The organism is Acidobacteriota bacterium, from assembly GCA_020845575.1.
Classification (GTDB): domain Bacteria; phylum Acidobacteriota; class Vicinamibacteria; order Vicinamibacterales; family Vicinamibacteraceae; genus Luteitalea.
Genome location: JADLFL010000023.1, coordinates 143,875 through 164,851, shown reverse-complemented (window position 1 = coordinate 164,851; position 20,977 = coordinate 143,875). Strand labels below are relative to the sequence as shown.

Genomic DNA, 20,977 nt, shown 5'->3' with positions numbered 1-20,977 from the left:
CCGGGCGCTCCGAGCGAACGGGCGCTCCCGGATTCCGCACTCTTGAACTTCGAGGGCCCAGAAGTCAATCCCACCCGATCATGCGCCTGCACGCGGGGCTGATCGGCGCTGTTGCGCTGCCAGCCGCATGAATCCGGCGGCTACGTGCAGGTGGTTCCGGTGTCCGGCGCCCGGCGTTCGGTCACCCGGCCGAATTCACTCGTAGCGCAGGGCTTCGATGGGATCGAGCTTGGCGGCTTTGACGGCGGGGAGCATGCCGAAGAGGATGCCGACGGTGGCGGAGAAGCCGACGCCGATCACGAACGACCAGATGGGCAGCGCAACGGGGAAGCCGGCGAAGACGTTCACCGCGTAGCCGATCCCGGCACCGAGCAGGATGCCGATCAGGCCGCCGAGCATCGTGAGGAAGACCGCCTCGATCAGGAACTGCACGAGGATCTCCCGTCGGCGCGCGCCGAGGGCCTTGCGGACGCCGATCTCGCGCGTGCGTTCGGTGACCGAGATGGTCATGATGGCCATCACGCCGATGCCGCCGACCATCAGCGCGATCGACGAGATGACGAACAGCGCCAGCACGACCGCCTGCGTGAACTGACGCAGGAAGTTGACGATGAAGTCGGCCGTCACCGTGTCGAAGTCGTTCTCCTCACCGAGTTTGAGGCGATGCCGCGCGCGCATGATCGACTCGATCTCGGTGCGCAGGTCGTCCACGCCCACGCCGTCGACAGCGGCGACGACGATGGTCAGCGGGCGGAAGAGGATGCCCCTGAATCGCGGCGAGGGGTAGTGCTTCTCGTACGTGGTCCACGGGATGACGGCGAAGCCGTTGGCGTCGCCGAGCGCGCCGGGGCGCTTGTCCATCACGCCCACGACGGTGTAGTTGTCGCGTCCGATGCGGATCAGCTTGCCGATCGGATCGATGCCGCGCGTGAGGAAGAGCGACTCGGCTGGCGAGTAGCCGAGCACGATCACGTTGCGGCGGTTGCGCACCTCGAAGTCGCCGAAGAAGCGGCCCGCGAGGAACGGGATGTAGTTCATCTCGCCGTAGTTGGCCGTGGCGCCGATCACGGGGAACTGCCTGGTGGCCTGGCCCGCGAACGACATTCGCTCCATGGCGGCGAAGGGGCCGCCGCCGCCGAACTGCAGGCCCACTTCCTTGACCAGCGGCGAATCGGCCAGCGCGCGCGCGTCGTCGGTCGTGAGGTTGGGCCGCTTCATCACCTCGAGGAAGTCGCGGCCGCTCGAGAAGCTCTGGAAGCCGAGTTTCTGGATGAAGACGGTGTTGCTGCCGAACGCACGGATCTGGCTCTCGAGCGAGTTGCTGAACCCCGTGATCAGCGCCGTCATCGCGACAACGGACATGACGCCGATCACCACGCCGAGGATCGTCAGCGCCGAGCGCAGCTTGTTGGCGCGCAGCGTGTCGAGCGCGATGCGGAGGATTTCCCAGAGCATGCCGACGCGGATCGCCACGATCTACTCCCGCCTCAGGGCTTCGATGGGATCGAGCTTGGCGGCCCGCGTCGCGGGGTAGAGCCCGAAGAACAGCCCCACCACCGCCGTGATGCCGATGCCGAGCACGACCGACCAGGGTTCGATGCGCGCCGGAATCGGCGTGAAGTACGCCACGAGCGACGCCACGGTGAACCCGAGCAGCGTGCCGACCATGCCGCCCACCACCGACAGCGTCGTCGACTCGGTGAGCACCTGCCAGACGATGTCGCGCCGCCGCGCCCCGAGCGCCTTGCGCAGGCCGATCTCGCGCGTGCGCTCGCTCACCACCATCAGCATGATGTTCATGATCACGATGCCGCCGACGAGCAGCGAGAGCGACACGAGGCCGATCAGCACCGCGAACGCGCCCTGGCTGAAGCTGGTCCAGAGCGCCATGAACGTGTCGGACGTCACGATGCCGAAGTTGTCCTTGTCGCGCGGCCGCAGCTTGCGCGAGGTGCGCAGGGCGACGCGCGCTTCCTCCATCGCCTGCGGGACCAGCGACGGGTCGGTGGGCTTGACGGTGATCTCGAAGCTGCGCCGCGATCCGAACAACTTCTGGAACGCGCCGAGCGGGATCACCACGAAGTCGTCCTGCGAGTTGCCGAACAGGCTGCCCTTCCGTTCGTTCACGCCGGCCACGCGGAAGTGGACACCGTTGACCATGATGATCTGGTCGATCGGATTGCGGCCCTTGAACAGCTTCGTGGCGGTCTCGATGCCCAGATAGGCGAGCGGGCGCGAGCGCTGGATCTCGATGCGGCTGATCGTGCGGCCGCGTTCGGCCTCGTACCCGCCGAACTGGTCGTAATCGGCAGACACGCCGCGCACGCTCACGTTCTCGACGGTCACGTTCCTGAACGAGACGTTCGCGCCGCTCCCGGCCTGCGCCATCACCGCGTCGATCGTGCCCCCCATCGCCTTGATCGCGCGGAGGTCGACGAGCGAGACGTCGGGGTTCCGGCGACGCGCTTCTTCTTCCTCGTCCTCGTTGGTGATGACGCCCACACGCGCGATCTGGAACGTGCCGACGCCGACCTCGGAGATGATCGTCTCGGCCACGTACCCGTTCATGCCCTGGATGAGTGACACGACGGCGATGATCGACGTTACCGCCACCACGTTGCCGAGCACCATCATGAACGACCGGAGCTTGTTGGCCCAGATCGACGACAGCGCGAGGCCGACCGCGTCGAGGAACTTGTTCATGAGGCGACGTTACGATTTCTTCTTCGCCGCGTCGGCGCCGAGCCGCACGGCATCGCCATCCTGCAGGTCGCGCACCGAGTTGAACGGCCCGGTGATCACCTGATCGCCGGCCTTCACGCCGCCCAGGACCTCGAAGTACCGCTCGCCGGCGATTCCGGTCTGCACGGGAACGAACTCGGCGTTCTTGTCGCGGAGCACGAACACGCCTTCGGTCTCCTTGCGCGTCTGGCCTTCCGGCAGGTCGGCTGGCGTTGTCGGCGTCGGGGCCTTCTTCTTGCCGTCCTGCTTCGGCGGCCTCACGATGGAACCCGACGCGTCGTAGATGATGTCGCGCACGGCCATCGCCTGGATGGGCACGGCCACGGCCTTCGACCGGCGCGCCGTCTCGATTTCCGCCGAGCACGTGAAGCCCGGACGCACCTCGTCGATCGTCTCGTCGAGCTGCACGGTGACCTTGAAGTTCGTGGCCGACTGGCCCGCGCTCGACGAGGCGGTGGTCGTCTGGATCGGGCTGTTGCCGATCTCGGTGACCGTGCCCGTGTACGATTTGCCCGGCAGCGCGTCGATCGTGACCTTCGCGACCTGGCCGATGCGCACCGACGGGATGTCGGTCTCGTCCACTTCGACCTCGGCCTCGATGATCGACATGTCGGCGATGGTCAACAGTACCGTCCCGGCGTTGTTCATCGTGCCGATGACGACCGTTTCGCCTTCCTCGATGTTGCGGCGCGACACGATGCCGTCGATGGGCGATTCGATGCGCGCGCGACTCAGGTTGTACTGCGCCTGGTTGAGGGCCGCGCCTTCCTGCCTGATGCGTTGCTCCTGCGTCCGGATGTCCTGCTCACGCTGGCGCAGTTCGGCTTCGCGGACCGTCACCTGGTTGCGCGCCTGATCGAGCGCCTGCCGCGTGGTGAGCTGCTGGGACCACAGTTCCTCCTGCCGCTTCAGCTCCGCGCGGGAGAGATCGAGGTTGTCGCGCGCCGTGAGGATCGCGAGCCGCTGCTGTTCGAGCTGCGATCGTGCGGCCTGCTGGCCGGCCTGTCCCGACTGCACGGCCGACGCGAGGTTGCGCGGGTCGATCTGCATCAGGAACTGGCCGCGCTTCACGCGGTCGCCTTCTTCCACCGACAACTGCGTGACGCGTCCCATGTTGTCGGCGCTGATGTTGACGGTGCGCTTTGCCTGGATCTTGCCGGATGCCGTCACGATGGCCGTCAGGTCGCGCGTCTGCACGCCCTCGACGGTGACTTCCTTGCCGGTGTCCTTGCGGAATGCGAAGTTGGCGTAGGCGAGGCCCGCTGCGATCGCCACCACCACGGCGGCGCCGAGCCACCGCTTGGTCGAACGTGTCATCTTCCCCCCATTACCGCTTTGATGGCCGCGACGGCCAGACCGATGAGGACGTACAGCACGAAGAATCCGCCTGCCACCGATGTCCACTTCCGGCGGTAGGTGGCGGCCACGCCGATGGCGAGGACCACGAGGTACCAGACCCAGAACAGGTCCACGAAGCCCAGTACGGATGCCAGGACCGATCCTTCGGCGAGGTTCGGGAAGAACACGCCGAGGTTGGTCGCGCTGGCCATGGACTGGCGCTGGTAGTTGATCGGAATCGTGAACAGCAGCCCCAGCAGGCTGATGATCCCTGCGTGCGAGACGACCGAGAGCACCGTCGTGTACTTGCTCTCGCCGCCCATCACCGTGAACACGCCATACAGGACGCCCGCGACGACGAGCGTGAAGATGGGGCCCATGACCAGGATCGAGACACCCTGAATCGCCGCCGCATAGTTGGCAAACTGCTGGATGCCGGCGTACTGCTGTTCGGTGACCGTCTGGCCCCAGGTTTCCGACGACGCCACGGCCTGATCCACGTAGGCGGCCTTGCCGACCTCAGTGGAGAGGAAGAGCGCGAAGAGGGCGGCAGACAGGACGGTCGTGAGGGCCAGGACGTCCAGCCACCGCGGCGCCGCGACAATCCGAGCCATCGTCTCGCCGGGCGAGACCACCACGCCGATGACGCGCTGCACGAACGAGAGCGGCTGGGCCGCTGGTGTCGATTCCTGAGTCATGGGAAACCGTTGGGACCAAGTGGATGCACGCCGACGCGACGTGTCCCGTCCAAAGGGGCTTGGCCGTCCACGCGTATAGTACGCAACCCCCGTGCCGGATGTTCGGAAGCGAACACACGCGTCAGGCCAGGACAACGGGGCCCGGCCGCACACTGCGGCGATCGGCAGGGTCGGGGCCCTCCGCTCACCCATCGAGTCGTTCGGCGTTCCTCCTCGCATTCCCGGCATAGCGGCATTCCGGCATTTACACTGTCCGAATGATGTTCCGCGTGGCTGTCGGGCTGGTGATGGGGGGGCTCGTGTGCGTGGGCACGGCCCGGGGGCAGGGGTTCGAGGCGGTCGGGATACGGGCGCTCGGGATGGGCGGGGCGTTCGTGGCCGTGGCAGACGACGCGTCGGCGACGTATTGGAATCCTGCAGGCCTCGTGACGGGCGATCTGGTGTCTGTCGTCATGGAGACAGGTGTCGCACAGGCTGACGCCCTCCCGGCGCCCTCTCGTCTCGGGGGCACGCTGGTGGCGCTTGGCACCTGGCCCGTTGGTGCCACCTTCTATCGACTGTCCTCCACGGCTGCGCGCCACGTGCCTGCCCGCGACCCGGCGGCTCGGTCCACCGCCAGTCTTGGCCGGCTCACCACGACCCACGTCGGCGTCAACGTGCTCCAGACCCTCGCACCGGGACTGCATGTCGGGACGACGCTGAAGTACGTCCACGGCTCGGCGGGCGCGGATGTGGTGTCGCCGTCCCCGGGCGATCTGCTCGACGCGGCAGGGCGTGTCGGCCGTGCGGGCAGTCAGCGCTTCGACATGGACGCCGGGGCGATTGCCGACATCAAGCGCGTGAAACTGGGGCTCACGGTCCGCAACCTGTTCGAGCCGTCGTTCCGCACGGAGCGGGCGGGCGAGTCGCTCGAACTGACGCGCCAGGTCCGCGCGGGCGTTGCCGTTCGCGCCACCGACAGCCTGCTGCTCTCGATGGATGCCGATGTCACGCGAACGCCCGACCTCGCGGGCGACACGCGTGTCCTGGCCGTCGGCGCCGAGCAGCGATTCTGGCAGCAGCGCGCCGCCGTGCGCGGCGGGTTCCGTCTGAACACCGTGGGCGACACGTGCGCGGTGGCCACCCTCGGCGCCAGCATCGCGGTCCGCAACGGCCTCTTCGCGGACGGTTACGTGGCGCTCGGCCTCGACGACACCGCCCGCGACGCCTTCGGCATCGGCCTGCGCGTCGCATTCTAGTTGTGCCCCCAGCGCGCACGCGTGCGCGGTTACCGCACGCCGACAGAAAAGGTCCGGGGGGCTGTCAATTTTTGCCAGCTCCTGCCGATTGACCTCTGCGGATATTGCACTTCGTGTCCGGGGCGCCTCGCCCCGGACGTGCCCGCGGCGTCCCACCGCGGCGGCATCCGTAGTGCATCAGGTCAGCAGGGGAACATGGCGGTCAGAATCGGCGAGCTCCTCCTGAAGGAGAAGAAGATCACCCCGACGCAGCTGCAGGAGGCGCTGGGTTACCAGAAGGCCAACGGCGGCAAGTTGGCGATGAATCTCGTCAAGCTCGGTTTCGTGCGTGATGAAGAGATCACCGCGCTGTTGAGCCGTCAGTATGGCGTCCCGTCGATCGATCTCGGCAGGTTCGAGATCGACGCGGCGGTGGTGAAGCTGATACCGGCCGAGACCGCGCAGAAGTACCAGGTCGTGCCCCTCAGCCGCGCCGGCGCCACGCTCACGCTGGCGATGACCGATCCGACCAACGTGTTCGCCATGGACGACATCAAGTTCATGACGGGCTACAACGTCGAACCCGTCGTGGCGTCCGAACAGGCGGTGGCCGACGCGATCCAGAAGTACTACGCGGCGCCCGTGCGCGCGCAGGCCAACACCGCCAACGCCTTGGACCTGGCCAACCGCGCGCTGGAGGAGCACCAGACCGACGCCTCGAACGAGGCCGTCGAGGTGCTCGACGATCTCGAGGAGATCGATGTCGCGGCGCTCGAGAAGCAGACGGGTGAGGCGCCCGTCATCCGCATGGTGAACATGGTGCTCACCTCGAGCATCCAGCGCGGCGCCAGCGACATCCACATCGAGCCGTACGAGCGCGAGTTCCGCATCAGGTTCCGCATCGACGGCATCCTCTACAACGTGATGCAGCCGCCCATGAAATTCAGGGACGCGATCATCTCGCGCCTGAAGATCATGGCCAAGCTCGACATCGCGGAGAAGCGTCTGCCGCAGGACGGCCGCATCAAGATCCGCATCAACGACCAGGGGCACAGCAAGGAGATCGACTTCCGCGTCTCGTGCCTGCCCACGCTGTTCGGCGAGAAGGTGGTGCTCCGCCTCCTCGACAAGGACAAGCTGATGCTCGACATGACGAAGCTCGGGTTCGAGCCGAGCTCGCTGTCGAAGTTCAAGACGCAGATCGACAAGCCGTGGGGCATGGTGCTGGTCACCGGCCCGACGGGCAGCGGCAAGACCAACACGCTCTACTCGGCGATCTCGTCGCTCAACACGCCCGAGACCAACATCATGACCGCCGATGAACCTGTCGAGTTCAACCTCGCCGGCGTCAACCAGGTGACCGTGCGCGACAGCATCGGCCTCACGTTCGCGGCGGCCCTGCGCTCGTTCCTGCGCCAGGACCCGAACACGATCCTGGTCGGCGAGATTCGTGACTTCGAGACGGCGGAGATCGCGGTGAAGGCCGCGCTCACCGGCCACCTCGTGCTCTCCACGCTGCACACCAACGACGCGCCGAGTACCGTCAGTCGCCTGATGAACATGGGCATCGAGCCCTTCCTGGTGGCGAGCTCCGTGAACCTGATCTGCGCCCAACGTCTCGTGCGCCGCGTGTGCACCAAGTGCAAGGTGCCGCACCCGCTGCCGCCGCAGACGCTCATGGACATCGGCTTCACGGCCGAAGAGGCGCAGACGGTCACCCCGATGCGCGGCACCGGCTGCGACACGTGCAACAACACCGGATACAAGGGCCGCGTGGGCCTCTACGAGGTACTCGAGATCACCGATGAGCTCCGCGAGCTGATCCTTGTCGGCGCCTCGGCCCTCGACATCCGCAAGAAGGGGATCGAGGAGGGGATGATTACCCTCCGCCACAGCGGTCTTCTCAAGGTCAAGGACGGGCTGACCACCACCGAGGAAGTCACGAGGGAGACGGTCAAGTAGACCGGCAACCGGCAACCGGCAACCGGTAACCGGCAACCGGCAACCGCCAACCGCCAACCGGTGGACCGCAGGCTTTGAGGCTTGCGCCGTACGCCCCAAGGCCGCGAGCCCGCCGTGTCCCCGATCGCAGAAATGTCGTTCTTCCGTCACTGGCGGTACGCAAAGACCGCCATCTCCGCGTGTCACCGCCCACGGTCGGCGTGGGACATGTGCGTGCAAGTCCCGGTGATTGAGTCTGTTACGGGCGTGAATCGGCGCGTCGCCGCGGCTGACGATTCTGGCGTCGGGGTTGCACGGCGCAACGGGTACGCGTTCACGTCGCGAGGCGGCCTGCCGATTGGTGGGCTGGCGCGTGAGCGCCGTGCGCGGTCTGCGGCCGGATGTGCCGGGGCCGCACACCGCTCGCGCCGACAGGCTGGCGGGACCTCGACATCATGGCCACACTGCCCGAACTGCTGAAGACGACGGTGGAGCTCAACGGCTCCGACCTCCACCTCACGACAGCCGCGCCACCGACGGTGCGCGTGCACGGCAAGCTCGTGCCGCTCAAGCTCCCGGGCCTCACGGCCCCCGAGACCAAGCAGCTCGCCTACAGCGTCTGCACCGATGCACAGAAGAAGCGCTTCGAGGAGACGCAGGAGCTCGATTTCTCCTTCGGCATCCGGGGCGTGGGCCGCTTCCGCTGCAACATCTTCAACCAGCGCGGCGCCGTGGCCTCCGTCTACCGTCTCATCCCCGAGAAGGTCCGCGGGTTCCAGGAACTGAACCTGCCGCCGATCCTCGCCAAGCTCTCCGAGCGTCCGCGCGGCCTCGTGCTCGTCACCGGACCTACCGGCAGCGGCAAGTCCACGACGCTCGCGGCGATGATCGACAAGATCAACACCGAGCGCAACGAGCACATCCTCACGATCGAGGACCCGATCGAATACGTGCACCAGCACAAGGGGTGTCTCGTGAACCAGCGCGAGGTGCACAGCGACACGCAGGGCTTCGGCCTCGCGCTGCGCGCCGCGCTCCGTGAAGACCCCGACGTCGTGCTCATCGGCGAATTGCGCGACCTCGAGACCATCGAGTCGGCGCTGCGGATCGCGGAGACGGGCCACCTGACCTTCGCGACGCTGCACACCAACTCCGCCGCGCAGACGATCAACCGCATCATCGACGTGTTCCCCGCGCACCAGCAGTCGCAGATCCGCACGCAGCTGAGCCTCGTGATCGAGGGCATCGTGTGTCAGTCGCTGCTGCGCCGATCCAACGGGCAGGGGCGCGTCGTGGCGCTCGAGATCCTCGTGCCCACGCCCGCCATCCGCAACCTGATTCGCGACGACAAGGTGCACCAGATCTACTCGATGATGCAGGCCGGCCAGGAAAAGCTCGGCATGCAGACGATGAACCAGTGTCTGGCGTCGCTGTACATGGCGCGGCAGATCACGCTCGAGACAGCGATGTCGGCCTCGTCGATGAAGGAAGAGCTGCAGGAAATGATTCAGCGCGGCACCGGCGTGGTGCCGGGCGCCGGCATGCACCGGTCGATGGCACCGGGCGTCCCGGTCCGCCGGTAGTGGATTCGATGTTCGAAGGCCAGGGCCCGATGCCCGACGTTCTTGAGAGGTTGACCTGATGCAGGCGTTTGCATTCTCCGGACGCACGAGGGGTGGCGAGACGATCAACGGGCAGCGCGAAGCGGAGTCGCTCGAAGCGGCCGTCGCCTCGCTGCGCCGCGAGCAGATCCTGATCACCCGCATCGATCCCGTGAAGGCGAAGGCCTCGCGCGGGGCGATCCCCAAACCCGGCGGTTCGGTGCCCGCCAAGAGCCTCGCCATCTTCACGCGGCAGTTCAGCGTGATGATCGACGCGGGCCTGCCGCTCGTGCAGTGCCTCGACATCCTGGGGCGCCAGGAACCGCACAAGCGCTTCGCCGCCACGATCCTCAAGACGCGCGAGGACGTCGAGAGCGGCATGTCGCTCGCCGACGCGATGCGCAAGCATCCGCGCACGTTCGACGCACTGTTCACCAACATGATCCAGGCGGGGGAGGCGGGCGGCATCCTCGACACGATCCTGAAGCGCCTCGCGACCTACATCGAGAAGAACGTCAAGCTCATCTCGCAGGTCAAGTCCGCGATGATCTACCCCGTCGCGGTCATCATCATCGCCGCCGTCGTCGTGTCGGTGATCCTGTGGAAGGTCATCCCGACGTTCGCGCAGATGTTCGCCGGCCTCGGTGCCCAGTTGCCGCTGCCCACGCGCATCGTCATCGCGATGAGCAACGGACTGGTGGCGTACGGACCGTTGCTCATCATGGCGCTGGCGGCGATCGCGTTCGCGATCCGGACGTACTACAGGACCAACCAGGGCCGTCACACGATCGACAGGCTCTTGCTGAAGGCGCCGATCCTCGGCCTCATCCTGCGCAAGGTGGCCGTGGCGCGGTTCTGCCGCACGCTGTCCACGCTCATCAGTTCCGGCGTGCCGCTGCTCGACGGCCTCGAGATCACCGCACGCACCGCGGGCAACGCGATCATCGAGGACGCGATCATGGAGACGCGCGCGAGCATCGAGCGCGGCGAGACGGTGTCCAAGCCGCTCCAGGAGACCAAGGTGTTCCCGCCGATGGTCACGCAGATGATCGGCGTGGGCGAGGCGACGGGCGCACTCGACATGATGCTGGCCAAGATCGCCGACTTCTACGAGGACGAAGTCGACACGGCGGTGGCCGGGCTGCTCACGCTGCTCGAGCCCATCATGATCTCGTTCCTTGGCGTCATCGTGGGTGGCATCGTCATCTCGATGTACCTGCCGATCTTCGACCTCATCTCGAAGCTGACCTAGTCATGCAGACGCCGCTGACGGCGATGGCCTTCGACCGACCGTACGCCGCGGCACCTGATGCGCCGCGCGGGACGGCGCTCGCGTGGCTCGCGGGCCTGCGCGCCCTCGTGGCCGTGGCGGTGCTTGCACCCCTGGCCGCGTTCACGGCAGGGCAGGGACTCACGACGCAGGCGGCCTGGCTCGCCGTGCTGCCGCTGATTCCGCTGCTGAGCAGCGGGGTCGGCCTCGCGCTCGGCACGCGGATTGCCCCGGCGGTCCAGGCCGTGCAGATGTGGGCCGACGTGACCGTGGCCATTGTCGTTGTGTGGGTCACGGGCGGACTGCTCAGCCCGTACACGCCGATCCTGCTGCTTCCCGTCCTCGCGTCCAGCGTGGTCCTGGGACGCAACGCCGGGCTGAGAGCGGCAGCGGCGCTGAGTGCCGCGGTGGTCCTGCTGGCGGGCGTGCAGTACGGCTGGGTTCCCGTGCCCGCGCTGTTCATCACGCCGTTGCGGCTGTCGGCGTTGCCGCCCGTCCCGCTGGCGACCTACACCGTGGGCGCCAATGTCGGGGGCTTGTTCGCCACGGCCCTGCTCGTGGGCCACCTCGCCGAATCACTCACACGCACGGGCGCCGACCTCGCGCGTGCCACGACGAGCCTGGCGGACCTCACCGCGTTGAGCCACCGCGTCATCGACAGCATGGCCGGCGGACTCATCGTGACAGACGCGCACGATCAGGTCGTGCTGCTCAATCGCACGGCCGAGACGATCATCGGACACCGGTCCGAGGACGTGCTCGGAATGGCGCTGGAGCACGTGTTGCCACTGCCGTCGCGCGAGGAGAGCGTCCCGGGCGTGCCGGCGCGCATCGAGTGCTCCTTCACCCGCGCCGACGGCAGCGTGATCGAACTCGGTGCGACCGTCGCGCCGCTGCTCGTCGGAGGCGGTCATCGTGCGGGACAGTTGGTGACCTTCCAGGACCTCACGCTGATCAAGCAGCGCGAGTCGGAGCGGCATCGCCAGGAACGGCTCGCCGCCGTGGGCGAGATGGCGGCGGGCATCGCGCACGAGATCCGGAATCCGCTGGCCTCGATGAGCGGGTCGATCCAGCTGCTTCGTCGTGAGCTCGACCTGCGCGACGATCAGGCCACGCTGCTCGACATCGTGATGCGCGAGTCGCAGCGGCTCAACGACATCATCAAGAACTTCCTCTCCTACGCCGGGCCGCAGCGCGTGACGCGCAGCCGCGTGGACGTGGCGCGCCTCGTGCGCGAGGTGGGGGCCCTGCTGCAACAGCAGGAACACGCGCAGCGCGCGGACGCCGCCGTCGAGATTGACGCGCCGGAACCCGTCTACCACGACGTGGACGAGGCGCAGTTCCGTCAGGTGTTGTGGAACCTCGCCACCAATGGCCTGAAGGCGATGCCTGATGGCGGCACGCTCCACCTCGCCGCGCGCGCCGTGTCCACGACGGCCGGACCGGCACTGCGCGTGTCAGTGCGCGACGAGGGCGTCGGCATGGCGCCGGCCGACGTCGAGCGGATGTTCCAGCCGTTCCAGAGCGGTTTCCGTCAGGGCACGGGCCTCGGCCTTGCCATCGTCAGGCGGATCGTCACCGACCATGGCGGCCGCGTGGCCGTGCAGTCGTCGCCCGGGCAGGGCACGGAAGTGACGGTGTCGCTGCCGCCGCCCGTGACGCGCCCGCACGTCGAGTCCGTACCCGTGCTTCGGAGTGCCTGATCATGGCCGCGACGGCATCACAGGCGTCGACACCCGCCCCATCCCGCATCCTCGTCGTCGACGATGAGCGGTCGATGCGGGAGTTCCTGGCCATCCTCCTCGCGCGCGACGGGCACGACGTGATGGCCGCCGAGAACGGGTCGCAGGCGATTGCCGCGCTGCGTCAGCGCTCGTTCGATCTCCTCATCTCCGACATCCGGATGCCCGACTGCAGCGGCATCGACGTGCTGCGTGAGGCCAAGGCGCTCCAGCCGGATCTGCCCGGCATCCTGATGACGGCGTTCTCGTCCACGCAGACGGCCATCGAGGCACTGCGCACCGGCGCCATCGACTACGTCAGCAAGCCGTTCGACGTGGACGAGATGAAGCGCGTGATCGCCCAGGCGATCGAGCGCCGGCACCTGCGCGACCGTGTCACGCCCGCCGACACGCCCGAAGACGATGGGCGGCCGCGTGCGTCGGACACCATGATCGGCAGCGGACCGTCGATGCAGCGCGTGTTCGGCCTGGTCGAGGCGATCGCGGGCACGTCGAGCACCGTGCTCATCACCGGCGAGTCGGGCACGGGCAAGGAGATGGCCGCGCGCGCCATCCATCGCCTGTCGCCGCGATCGGAGCGTCCGTTGGTGGCGCTCAACTGCGGGGCGCTCACCGAGACGCTGCTCGAATCGGAGCTCTTCGGCCACGAAAAGGGCGCGTTCACGGGCGCGCTGCACACCACGCGCGGCCTCATCGAGCAGGCGGAGAAGGGAACGATCTTCCTCGACGAGCTGGGCGAGATGAGTCCGCTGATGCAGGTCAAGCTGCTGCGCGTCCTGCAGGAGCGCCGCTTCCGCCGCGTTGGTGGCCACGAGGAGCTCTCGGCCGACATCCGCATCATCGCCGCGACCAATCGCGACCTCGCGAAGATGGTGGCGGCAGGCACGTTCCGGGAAGACCTCTACTACCGTGTGAACGTGATCCCCATCGCCCTGCCGCCGCTGCGCGACCGGCGCGAGGACATCCCCGTGCTCGCACGACACTTCGTGCAACGCTTCGCGCGCGACATGCGGAGACCCGGGAGCGACCTCACACCCGAGGCGCTCGACGTGCTCGTGCGCCACGCGTGGCCCGGCAACATCCGCGAGCTGGAGAACGTGCTCGAGCGCGCCGTGGCGTTCGAGACGTCTGCCGCGATCGCGCCCGCAAGCCTCCCGGAGCACCTGCTGACAGGCGCCGCGGTGCCGGCGGCCGGGGGCGGTCCGGGTGTCGAACCGCGCATGCCCGGCGCGTCGGCGCAGGACGCCCACGCCGCCACGACGCTGTTTCCCGAGACCGGGTTCGACCTCGAGCGCCACGTCCAGGACATCGAGCGCGAGTATCTCGCCGAAGCGCTCCGCCGCTCCGATGGCGTCAAGATGCGCGCCGCCGACCTGCTGGGTATGAGCTTCCGCAGCTTCCGCTACTACGCGAAGAAGTACAACCTCTGAAGAATTCGGAAATTTCACGATTTCGGCGTTTCACTGGCGCGAGTCCACATATCAGACTGTTTTGGTCGCATTGCAGATGCGTCGCAGGCGGGCTAGCATCTACGCGTTCGAGTCTGGCCGGCGATACGTCGGTGGACGGGCAGCCGGGGCGTCCGTGATGGGCATGTGCGTCGCCGTTTGCGCCAACTTTCACAAGCGCCACCTTTCGCCGCCGGTGCGGCAACACTCACCATGGACGGCTGGCTTCCGATTCTGCTGCTGATGGCCTTCGGCTTCTCCTTTGCCGCGGGCAATGTCTTCCTGTCGCAGTACCTCGGGCCGCGCAACCCGACGGCCGAGAAGCTCGCGCCCTACGAGTGCGGCATGCCGCCCGTCGGCGACGCGCGCGAGCGGATGTCGGTGAAGTTCTATCTGGTGGCGATGATCTTCCTGCTCTTCGACATCGAGGTCGCCTTCCTCTATCCGTGGGCGGTGGCGCTGCGGGATCTGCAGTGGACCGGGTTCGTGCAGATCCTCGTGTTCTTCCTGATTCTGATCACTGGCTACGTCTACGTCTGGCGCAAGGGCGCGCTCGACTGGAACGCGCGCGATTGACGGGCCGCCTCCGTCCGTTTCCGACGCAGGGCCTGCACACTCATGGCTGATATCGAGATTCCCGTCCTCACGACCACCGTGGACAAATTGGTGGGCTGGGCCCGCCGGTCGGCCATCTGGCCTGTTGCCTTCGGACTGGCCTGCTGCGCCATCGAGATGATGGCGATGGCCGCCAACCGGTACGACGTCGCGCGCTTCGGTGCGGAGGTGTTCCGCGGGTCGCCGCGCCAGGCGGACCTGATGATCGTCGCGGGCCGGTTGTCGCGGAAGATGGCGCCGGCGCTGCGCCGCGTCTACGATCAGATGCCCGAACCGAAGTGGGTCATCTCGATGGGCGCGTGCGCGTCGGTCGGGGGCGTGTTCGACAACTACGCCATCGTGCAGGGCGTGGATCAGGTCGTGCCCGTCGACGTCTTCGTCCCCGGGTGTCCGCCGCGTCCCGAATCCCTCATCTACGGCATCGTCCAGTTGCAGCGCAAGATGGCGCGCACGCCGCAGCCGCTCATGAACCGGGGCTGACGACCATGGATTTCCACGCCAGACTCGACGCGCTGCGACAGGCCCTGCCCGATGTGGACATCGCGCTGGTGCCGTCGGTGGATCAGCCGACGCTGGTCGTGCCGGCCGACGCCATGGAGCGCGTGGCCCGCCAGTTGCGCGAGCACCCGTCGCTCCAGTTCCAGGTGCTGGCCGAACTGACGGCCGTGGACGTGTGGCCGCGCGAACCCCGGTTCGAGGTGGTCTACCACTTCGTGTCGATGGGCCCCGGTGCGCTGGGTGAGGGCGTTCCCCCCGCGCAGCGGCTTCGCGTGAAAGTGCGCGTGGCGGGCGACCAGGCCTGCGTGCCGACCATCACGCGGCAGTACCCGAACGCCAACTGGTACGAGCGCGAGGTGTTCGACCTGTTCGGCGTGACGTTCGACGGCCATCCCGACCTTCGTCGCATCCTGATGCCCGACGACTGGGAAGGCCATCCGGCGCGCAAGGACTACCCCGTGCAGATCCACAAGGCCGTGGACGTCGGGGCGGCCCTGCAGGTCACCGAAGAGGAGTTCGTGCGAAACATCGAGCGGCAGAAGCGGACCGCCGGTGCGACCGCGGGCGTCGACGTGCAATGAGTGAGGCTCTCGTCGGGCGATGCCTCGACACCTTCGCGCAGGCCGCCGACGTGCATCGCCGGTCGGGCGAGGCGCTGGTCGAGCCGCTCTGCCGGACGATCGGGCTCCTGAATGACGCCCTCGCGGCAGGACATCGGGTCCTGATCTGCGGCAACGGGGGTAGCGCGGCGGAGAGTCAGCACTTTGCCGCGGAGTTGACGGGGCGATTCCGGCGCGAGCGGGCGGCGCTGCCGGCCATCGCCCTCACGGTGGACACGAGTGCGTTGACGGCGATCGGCAACGATTACGGCTTCGAACGCGTGTTCGCCAGGCAGGTGGACGCGTATGGCCGCAGCGGCGACGTGTTGCTGGCGATCTCGACGAGCGGCCGATCGCCGAACGTGGTGGCTGCGGCAGAGGCCGCTCGCATGCGGGGCATGACCGTTGTCGCGCTGACCGGCGCGTCGAGCGGTACGCTCGGCGACGTATCCGACGTGGTACTGGCAGTACCGGACGCAGACACCGCTCGCGTGCAGGAAGTGCAACTCACCCTGCTGCACGTGCTGTGTGACGAGATTGAACGCGCGGCCACCACCGCGCCCCGTGAGCCGTAAAGCCGCAGATTCTTACCGTATGCCCGAGCTTCGCACCGAAACGATGACGGTCAACATGGGGCCGCAGCACCCCGCCACACACGGCGTGCTGCGTCTTGTCGTCGAGCTCGACGGCGAGGAGGTCGTGAGCGCGCAGCCCACGATCGGCTACCTCCACACCGGGATCGAGAAGACCGCCGAGCAGAAGAAGTGGCAGCAGGTCGTGCCACTCGTCGAGCGGATGGACTACCTCGGGCCGCACTCCAACGCGCTGGCCTACGTGATGTCGGTGGAGAAGCTCCTCGGCATCGAGGTGCCAGAGCGCGTGCAGGACATCCGCGTGCTCATCGCGGAGTTGCAGCGGATCACCAGTCACCTCGTGTGGCTCGGCACGCACGGCATGGAAGTCGGCGCCATCACGATGATGATGTACTGCTTCCGCGAGCGGGAGCTGCTGCTCAACATCAACGAACTGCTCGCCGGTTTCCGCCTCTTCCCGAGCTACATGCGGATCGGCGGCCTGCGCGAAGACCTGCCGTACGGGTTCCATGACGCCGTCAACGCCTTCCTCGATCGCTTCCCCGCGAAGATGGACGAGTACGAGGGCATGCTCACCGAGAACGCGATCTGGATCGGCCGGACGAAGGGCGTGGGCATCCTCACGAAGCAGGACGTGCTCGACTGGGGGCTGCTCGGACCGATCGCGCGCGCCTCGGGCGTCACCTACGACGTGCGCAAGGCGTTCCCGTACCTGACCTACGCCAACTACGACTTCAGGGTCTGTTCGGACGAGGACGGCGACGTGTACGCGCGCTATCGCACGCGCGTGGCCGAGATGCGCGAGAGCTGGAAGATCTGCAAGCAGGCCATCGCGCGTATCTCGCCGACCGGCCCGTGGGGCGTCGACGACCCGCGCATCGTCCCGCCGCCCAAGGACAAGGTCTATTCGGAGATGGAAGCGCTGATCCAGCACTTCCTGATCCATTCACAGGGATTCACGGTGCCCGAAGGCGAGGCCTACGTGCCCATCGAAGGTCCGCGCGGCGAGCAGGGGTTCTACGTCGTGTCCGACGGCGCCAACAGGCCGGTGCGCGTCAAGTCGCGTCCGCCCACGTTCCTGGCGCTCCAGGCCCTGCCCAAGCTGATCGCCGGCGGCCTCATCGCCGACGTGATCGCCGTGATCGGATCGGTGGACGTGGTCATGGGAGATTCGGATCGATGAGTTTCCATCCGCAGATGCCCTATGGCGAGGGCTGGCACAAGAGCGAGCGCTTCATCCCCGAAGAGGGACAGGCGTTCGCGTTCACGCCGGAGCATCGCGCGCAGCTCGAAGAGCTGTGCACGCACTATCCGCCGGAGCGCCGGCGGTCGGCGATCATCTCGGCGCTCTACATGGTGCAGGCGCAGCAGGGCCACATCACCGGCAGCGCGATGCGTCACGTGGCCGAGGTGATCGGCTGCAGTCCGGCTGAAGTCGAGGACGTCGTCACGTACTACGTGATGTTCTTCACCAAACCGGTCGGCACGTACGTGCTCCAGGTGTGCCGTACGCTGTCGTGCGCGCTCAACGGCGCGGAGAAGGTGACGGCGGCGCTCTGCAAGCACCTCCACGTGCAGCCCAACGAGACGACGGCAGACGGCATGTTCACCGTGATGGAGTTCGAGTGCCTGGGTGCCTGCGACAGGGCGCCCGTGATCATGGTCAACAACGAGCACTGGCACGAATGCCAGCAGCCCGAGGACGTGCCGGCGCTCATCGATGGCCTGCGCTCGCGCGGCCTCGCCGCGCTCTCCGGCTGCCACCTCGTGAAGGAGCGTGCCTGAGTCATGTTCGAGCCGGTCCTGACCAAGTACGTCAACGAGCCGAACGGCTACACGCTGGAGTTCTACGTCGAGCACGGCGGCTACCGGGCGATGAAGACGGCGCTCGGGATGACGCCGGACGCCATCGTCGACAGTGTGAAGAAGTCGGGGCTGCGCGGCCGCGGCGGCGCGGGTTTCCCGACTGGGCTGAAGTGGTCTTTCGTGCCCAAGGACAACCCGAAGCCGAAGTACCTGTGCGTCAACGCCGACGAATCGGAGCCGGGCACGTTCAAGGATCACGTGCTGCTCGAGCGCAATCCGCACCTGCTGTTCGAGGGGTGCGTGATCGCGTGCCGGGCCATCGGCGCCAGGACCTGCTACATCTACATCCGCGGTGAGTTCTACCACTTGCAGAAGCAGATGGAAGCCGAACTCGCCAAGGCGCGGGCCGCCGGGTACGTGGGGAAGAACATCCTCGGCACCGGTGAGGACTGCGACATCTGGATCCACCGCGGTGCCGGCGCGTACGAAGCCGGCGAAGAGACGGCGCTCATCGAGTCGCTCGAAGGCAAGCGCGCGCAGCCGCGCCTCAAGCCGCCGTTCCCGGCCGTGGTCGGGCTCTACGGATGTCCGACCGTGGTCAACAACGTCGAGACGATCTGCAACGTGCCCATCATCATCGAGAAGGGCGCGGAGTGGTACGCGGCCATCGGACCCGAGAAGAACACGGGGCCGAAGCTGTTCTGCATCAGCGGCCACGTGAAGAGGCCCGGCGTGTACGAAGGCCCGATGGACACCACGCTGCGGCAGTTGATCTACGACTACGCCGGTGGCATCCGCGGCGATCGGCAGATCAAGGCCGTGATCCCTGGTGGATCCTCGACCCCCGTCCTGCTGCCCGACAAGCTCGACACGCATCTGAGCTTCGACGGCATGGCGGCCGCCGGCTCGATGCTCGGATCGGCCGCCGTCATCGTCATGGACGAGACGACGAGCATGGTGTGGGTCGCCAAGAACCTGATCCACTTCTACAAGCACGAGTCGTGCGGCAAGTGCACGCCGTGCCGCGAGGGCGTGGACTGGCTCTACAAGATCCTCGACAAGATCGAGCGCGGCGACGGTGAGCCGCGTGACGTGGAACTGCTCCTGAGCGTGTGTGACAGCATCGGTGGCAAGACGCTGTGCCCGTTCGGCGATGCCGAGATCGCGCCGGTGCTGAGCACCATCCAGCACTTCCGCGCCGAATACGAGACCTACATCACGACGGGCACCTCGCCCGTGCAGAGCGACTTCCGCGCGGCAGAGCCCGTGGGCGCCCACTAGCGAGAACCGCCCGTGCCGACGATCACTCCCAGTCTCGTCTTCCAGTTCACGCTGCTCCTCGTCGTCTTCTTCGCGCTGCAGATCTCGGCAGCCGTGCTCGTCTACTTCGAGCGGAAGATCTCGGGCTGGGCGCAGCAGCGCGTGGGCCCGAATCGCGTCGGCCCGCTCGGCCTCCTCCAGCCGCTGGCAGACATCGTCAAGCTGATCTTCAAGGAGGAACTGCGCCCGCAGGCCGCCGACAAGTGGCTCTTCTACCTCGCGCCGATCCTCTCGGCCACGACGGCGTTCGCGGCGTTCGCGGTGATCCCGTTCGGCCCGCCGACGACGTTCTTCGGGTTGCTGGAGACGCCGGTGCCGCTGCAGGTCGCGGACCTGAACGTCGCGGTGCTCGTGATCTTCGCCATCACATCGATGGGCGTGTACGGCATCGTGCTCGCGGGCTGGGCGTCCAACAGCAAGTACTCGCTGCTCGGCGGCCTGCGCAGCGCGGCGCAGATGATCAGCTACGAGCTCGCCTACGGCATGGCGCTCGCCTCCGTGCTGGTGATCGCCAATTCGCTCTCGCTGCGCGAGATCGTGGATCAGCAGGCCGGTGCGTGGTGGCTCTTCGGCGTGCTGCCCGTACCCGCGTGGTACGTGTTCCTGGCGCCCGTCGGGTTCTTCATCTTCTTCGTCGCCGGGATCGCGGAGACCAACCGCGCGCCGTTCGACTTCCCTGAAGCCGAACAGGAACTGGTGGCCGGCTATCACACCGAGTACAGCTCGATGTCGTTCGCGCTGTTCTTCCTGGCCGAGTACGTGAACATGGTCGTCGTCTGCGGCGTGACGGTGAGCCTGTTCCTCGGCGGCTTCCATTTTCCGGGCCTGCCCGACTGGCTGGGACCGCTGTGGTTCCTGCTGAAGCTGGCGGTGCTCCTGTTCTTCTACATCTGGATGCGCTGGACCCTGCCGCGCTACCGCTACGACCAGCTGATGGACTTCGGCTGGAAGCGGTTGCTCCCGCTCGCGATCGTCAACCTGCTGGTGACGGCGGCCGGCGTCCTCTACTGGAGCTGACACCGTGGCCCCCTGGCTCTTCTACGTGTTCGCCACCATCGCCGTCGTCGCGTCGCTCGGCGTGGTCGGGCAGCGCAATCCGATGTACAGCGTCCTGCTGCTCATCGGATCGTTTGTCGCGCTCGCCGGTCTCTACGTCGGCCTCGATTCGCCGTTTGTCGCCGTCACGCAGATCGTCGTCTACGCCGGCGCGATCATGGTGCTCTTCCTGTTCGTGGTGATGCTGCTCAACGCGCCGCGCGAGGACGTGGCGCCCGGCGCGCAGATTCCCATTCCCGGTGGCGTCAAGGCGTTCGGCGTCGTCTTGTCGACGTCGATGGCCGGGATGCTGTTCTGGGCGCTCGGGGCGTTGCGCGCGGCGCCGATCGTCGACGATCCGCAGGCCGCCGGACGCGTCGAGTCGGTGCGCGAGATCGGCGTGATGCTGTTCCGCGACCACGCCTTCGCATTCGAAGTCACGTCGCTCCTCATCCTCGTCGCCATGGTCGGGGCCGTCGTCCTGGCCAAGAAGACCGTCTGAGGTCCCACATCC

19 protein-coding genes are annotated in these 20,977 nt (G+C 67.1%); 15 read left to right on the top strand and 4 right to left on the bottom strand.

The features are described 5' to 3' along the window. Positions 1-195: 195 nt before the first annotated feature. Genes IT182_07250 through IT182_07235 form a run of 4 tightly spaced genes read right to left on the bottom strand, consistent with a single transcriptional unit; the run spans position 196 to position 4,778 of the window. A complete protein-coding gene (locus tag IT182_07250) occupies positions 196-1,473 on the bottom strand; it encodes an ABC transporter permease (GenBank protein ID MCC6163130.1) in 1,278 nt (425 codons plus the stop codon). Positions 1,474-1,476: 3 nt separating this feature from the next. Beyond that, positions 1,477-2,703 carry an ABC transporter permease gene (locus IT182_07245; GenBank protein MCC6163129.1) on the bottom strand — a complete coding sequence of 409 codons (1,227 nt, stop codon included), beginning with the start codon at positions 2,701-2,703 and terminating at the stop codon, positions 1,477-1,479. Between the two features lie 9 nt (positions 2,704-2,712). Continuing rightward, positions 2,713-4,059, bottom strand: a complete 1,347-nt coding sequence (locus IT182_07240) for an efflux RND transporter periplasmic adaptor subunit (GenBank protein MCC6163128.1) — start codon at positions 4,057-4,059, stop codon at positions 2,713-2,715. Further along, positions 4,056-4,778 (bottom strand): YIP1 family protein, encoded by a 723-nt coding sequence (locus tag IT182_07235; GenBank protein MCC6163127.1) that lies wholly within the window; start codon positions 4,776-4,778, stop codon positions 4,056-4,058. The genes IT182_07240 and IT182_07235 overlap by 4 nt, the downstream gene beginning before the upstream one ends. Before the next feature lie 269 nt (positions 4,779-5,047). On the opposite strand from IT182_07235, the gene traF reads away from it, so the two are divergent. The 15 genes from traF (at position 5,048) to IT182_07160 (ending at position 20,965) form a co-directional block, all read left to right on the top strand. Continuing rightward, entirely contained in the window at positions 5,048-6,016 is a 969-nt protein-coding gene (gene traF, locus IT182_07230; GenBank protein MCC6163126.1) for a conjugal transfer protein TraF, read from the top strand. Between the two features lie 195 nt (positions 6,017-6,211). Beyond that, positions 6,212-7,957 carry a type IV-A pilus assembly ATPase PilB gene (gene pilB / locus IT182_07225; protein MCC6163125.1) on the top strand — a complete coding sequence of 582 codons (1,746 nt, stop codon included), beginning with the start codon at positions 6,212-6,214 and terminating at the stop codon, positions 7,955-7,957. Between the two features lie 434 nt (positions 7,958-8,391). Further along, entirely contained in the window at positions 8,392-9,519 is a 1,128-nt protein-coding gene (locus tag IT182_07220; protein ID MCC6163124.1) for a type IV pilus twitching motility protein PilT, read from the top strand. Positions 9,520-9,577: 58 nt separating this feature from the next. Then, positions 9,578-10,789 carry a type II secretion system F family protein gene (locus IT182_07215; GenBank protein ID MCC6163123.1) on the top strand — a complete coding sequence of 404 codons (1,212 nt, stop codon included), beginning with the start codon at positions 9,578-9,580 and terminating at the stop codon, positions 10,787-10,789. 2 nt (positions 10,790-10,791) lie between these two features. Next, positions 10,792-12,510 (top strand): PAS domain S-box protein, encoded by a 1,719-nt coding sequence (locus IT182_07210; GenBank protein MCC6163122.1) that lies wholly within the window; start codon positions 10,792-10,794, stop codon positions 12,508-12,510. Between the two features lie 2 nt (positions 12,511-12,512). Next, positions 12,513-13,979 carry a sigma-54-dependent Fis family transcriptional regulator gene (locus IT182_07205; protein ID MCC6163121.1) on the top strand — a complete coding sequence of 489 codons (1,467 nt, stop codon included), beginning with the start codon at positions 12,513-12,515 and terminating at the stop codon, positions 13,977-13,979. Positions 13,980-14,210: 231 nt separating this feature from the next. After that, positions 14,211-14,573, top strand: coding sequence for an NADH-quinone oxidoreductase subunit A (locus IT182_07200; GenBank protein MCC6163120.1), 363 nt, complete (start codon positions 14,211-14,213; stop codon positions 14,571-14,573). 42 nt (positions 14,574-14,615) lie between these two features. Beyond that, complete coding sequence (locus IT182_07195) at positions 14,616-15,092, top strand: NADH-quinone oxidoreductase subunit B (protein ID MCC6163119.1); 477 nt, start codon at positions 14,616-14,618, stop codon at positions 15,090-15,092. Positions 15,093-15,097: 5 nt separating this feature from the next. Continuing rightward, the gene (locus IT182_07190; GenBank protein MCC6163118.1) at positions 15,098-15,691 is read left to right on the top strand and encodes an NADH-quinone oxidoreductase subunit C; all 594 of its coding nucleotides are present in this window, start codon (positions 15,098-15,100) and stop codon (positions 15,689-15,691) included. Then, positions 15,688-16,284, top strand: coding sequence for a D-sedoheptulose 7-phosphate isomerase (locus IT182_07185; GenBank protein ID MCC6163117.1), 597 nt, complete (start codon positions 15,688-15,690; stop codon positions 16,282-16,284). Before IT182_07190 ends, IT182_07185 begins: the two co-directional genes overlap by 4 nt. A 19-nt stretch (positions 16,285-16,303) precedes the next feature. Then, positions 16,304-17,485, top strand: a complete 1,182-nt coding sequence (gene nuoD / locus IT182_07180; GenBank protein MCC6163116.1) for an NADH dehydrogenase (quinone) subunit D — start codon at positions 16,304-16,306, stop codon at positions 17,483-17,485. Beyond that, positions 17,482-18,087: an NADH-quinone oxidoreductase subunit NuoE gene (gene nuoE / locus IT182_07175; protein ID MCC6163115.1), complete on the top strand. Its 606-nt coding sequence runs from the start codon at positions 17,482-17,484 to the stop codon at positions 18,085-18,087. Before nuoD ends, nuoE begins: the two co-directional genes overlap by 4 nt. Positions 18,088-18,090: 3 nt before the next feature. Next, the gene (gene nuoF / locus IT182_07170) at positions 18,091-19,389 is read left to right on the top strand and encodes an NADH-quinone oxidoreductase subunit NuoF (protein ID MCC6163114.1); all 1,299 of its coding nucleotides are present in this window, start codon (positions 18,091-18,093) and stop codon (positions 19,387-19,389) included. 12 nt (positions 19,390-19,401) lie between these two features. Beyond that, positions 19,402-20,445, top strand: a complete 1,044-nt coding sequence (gene nuoH / locus IT182_07165; protein MCC6163113.1) for an NADH-quinone oxidoreductase subunit NuoH — start codon at positions 19,402-19,404, stop codon at positions 20,443-20,445. 4 nt (positions 20,446-20,449) lie between these two features. Continuing rightward, a complete protein-coding gene (locus tag IT182_07160; protein MCC6163112.1) occupies positions 20,450-20,965 on the top strand; it encodes an NADH-quinone oxidoreductase subunit J in 516 nt (171 codons plus the stop codon). Positions 20,966-20,977: the final 12 nt, after the last annotated feature.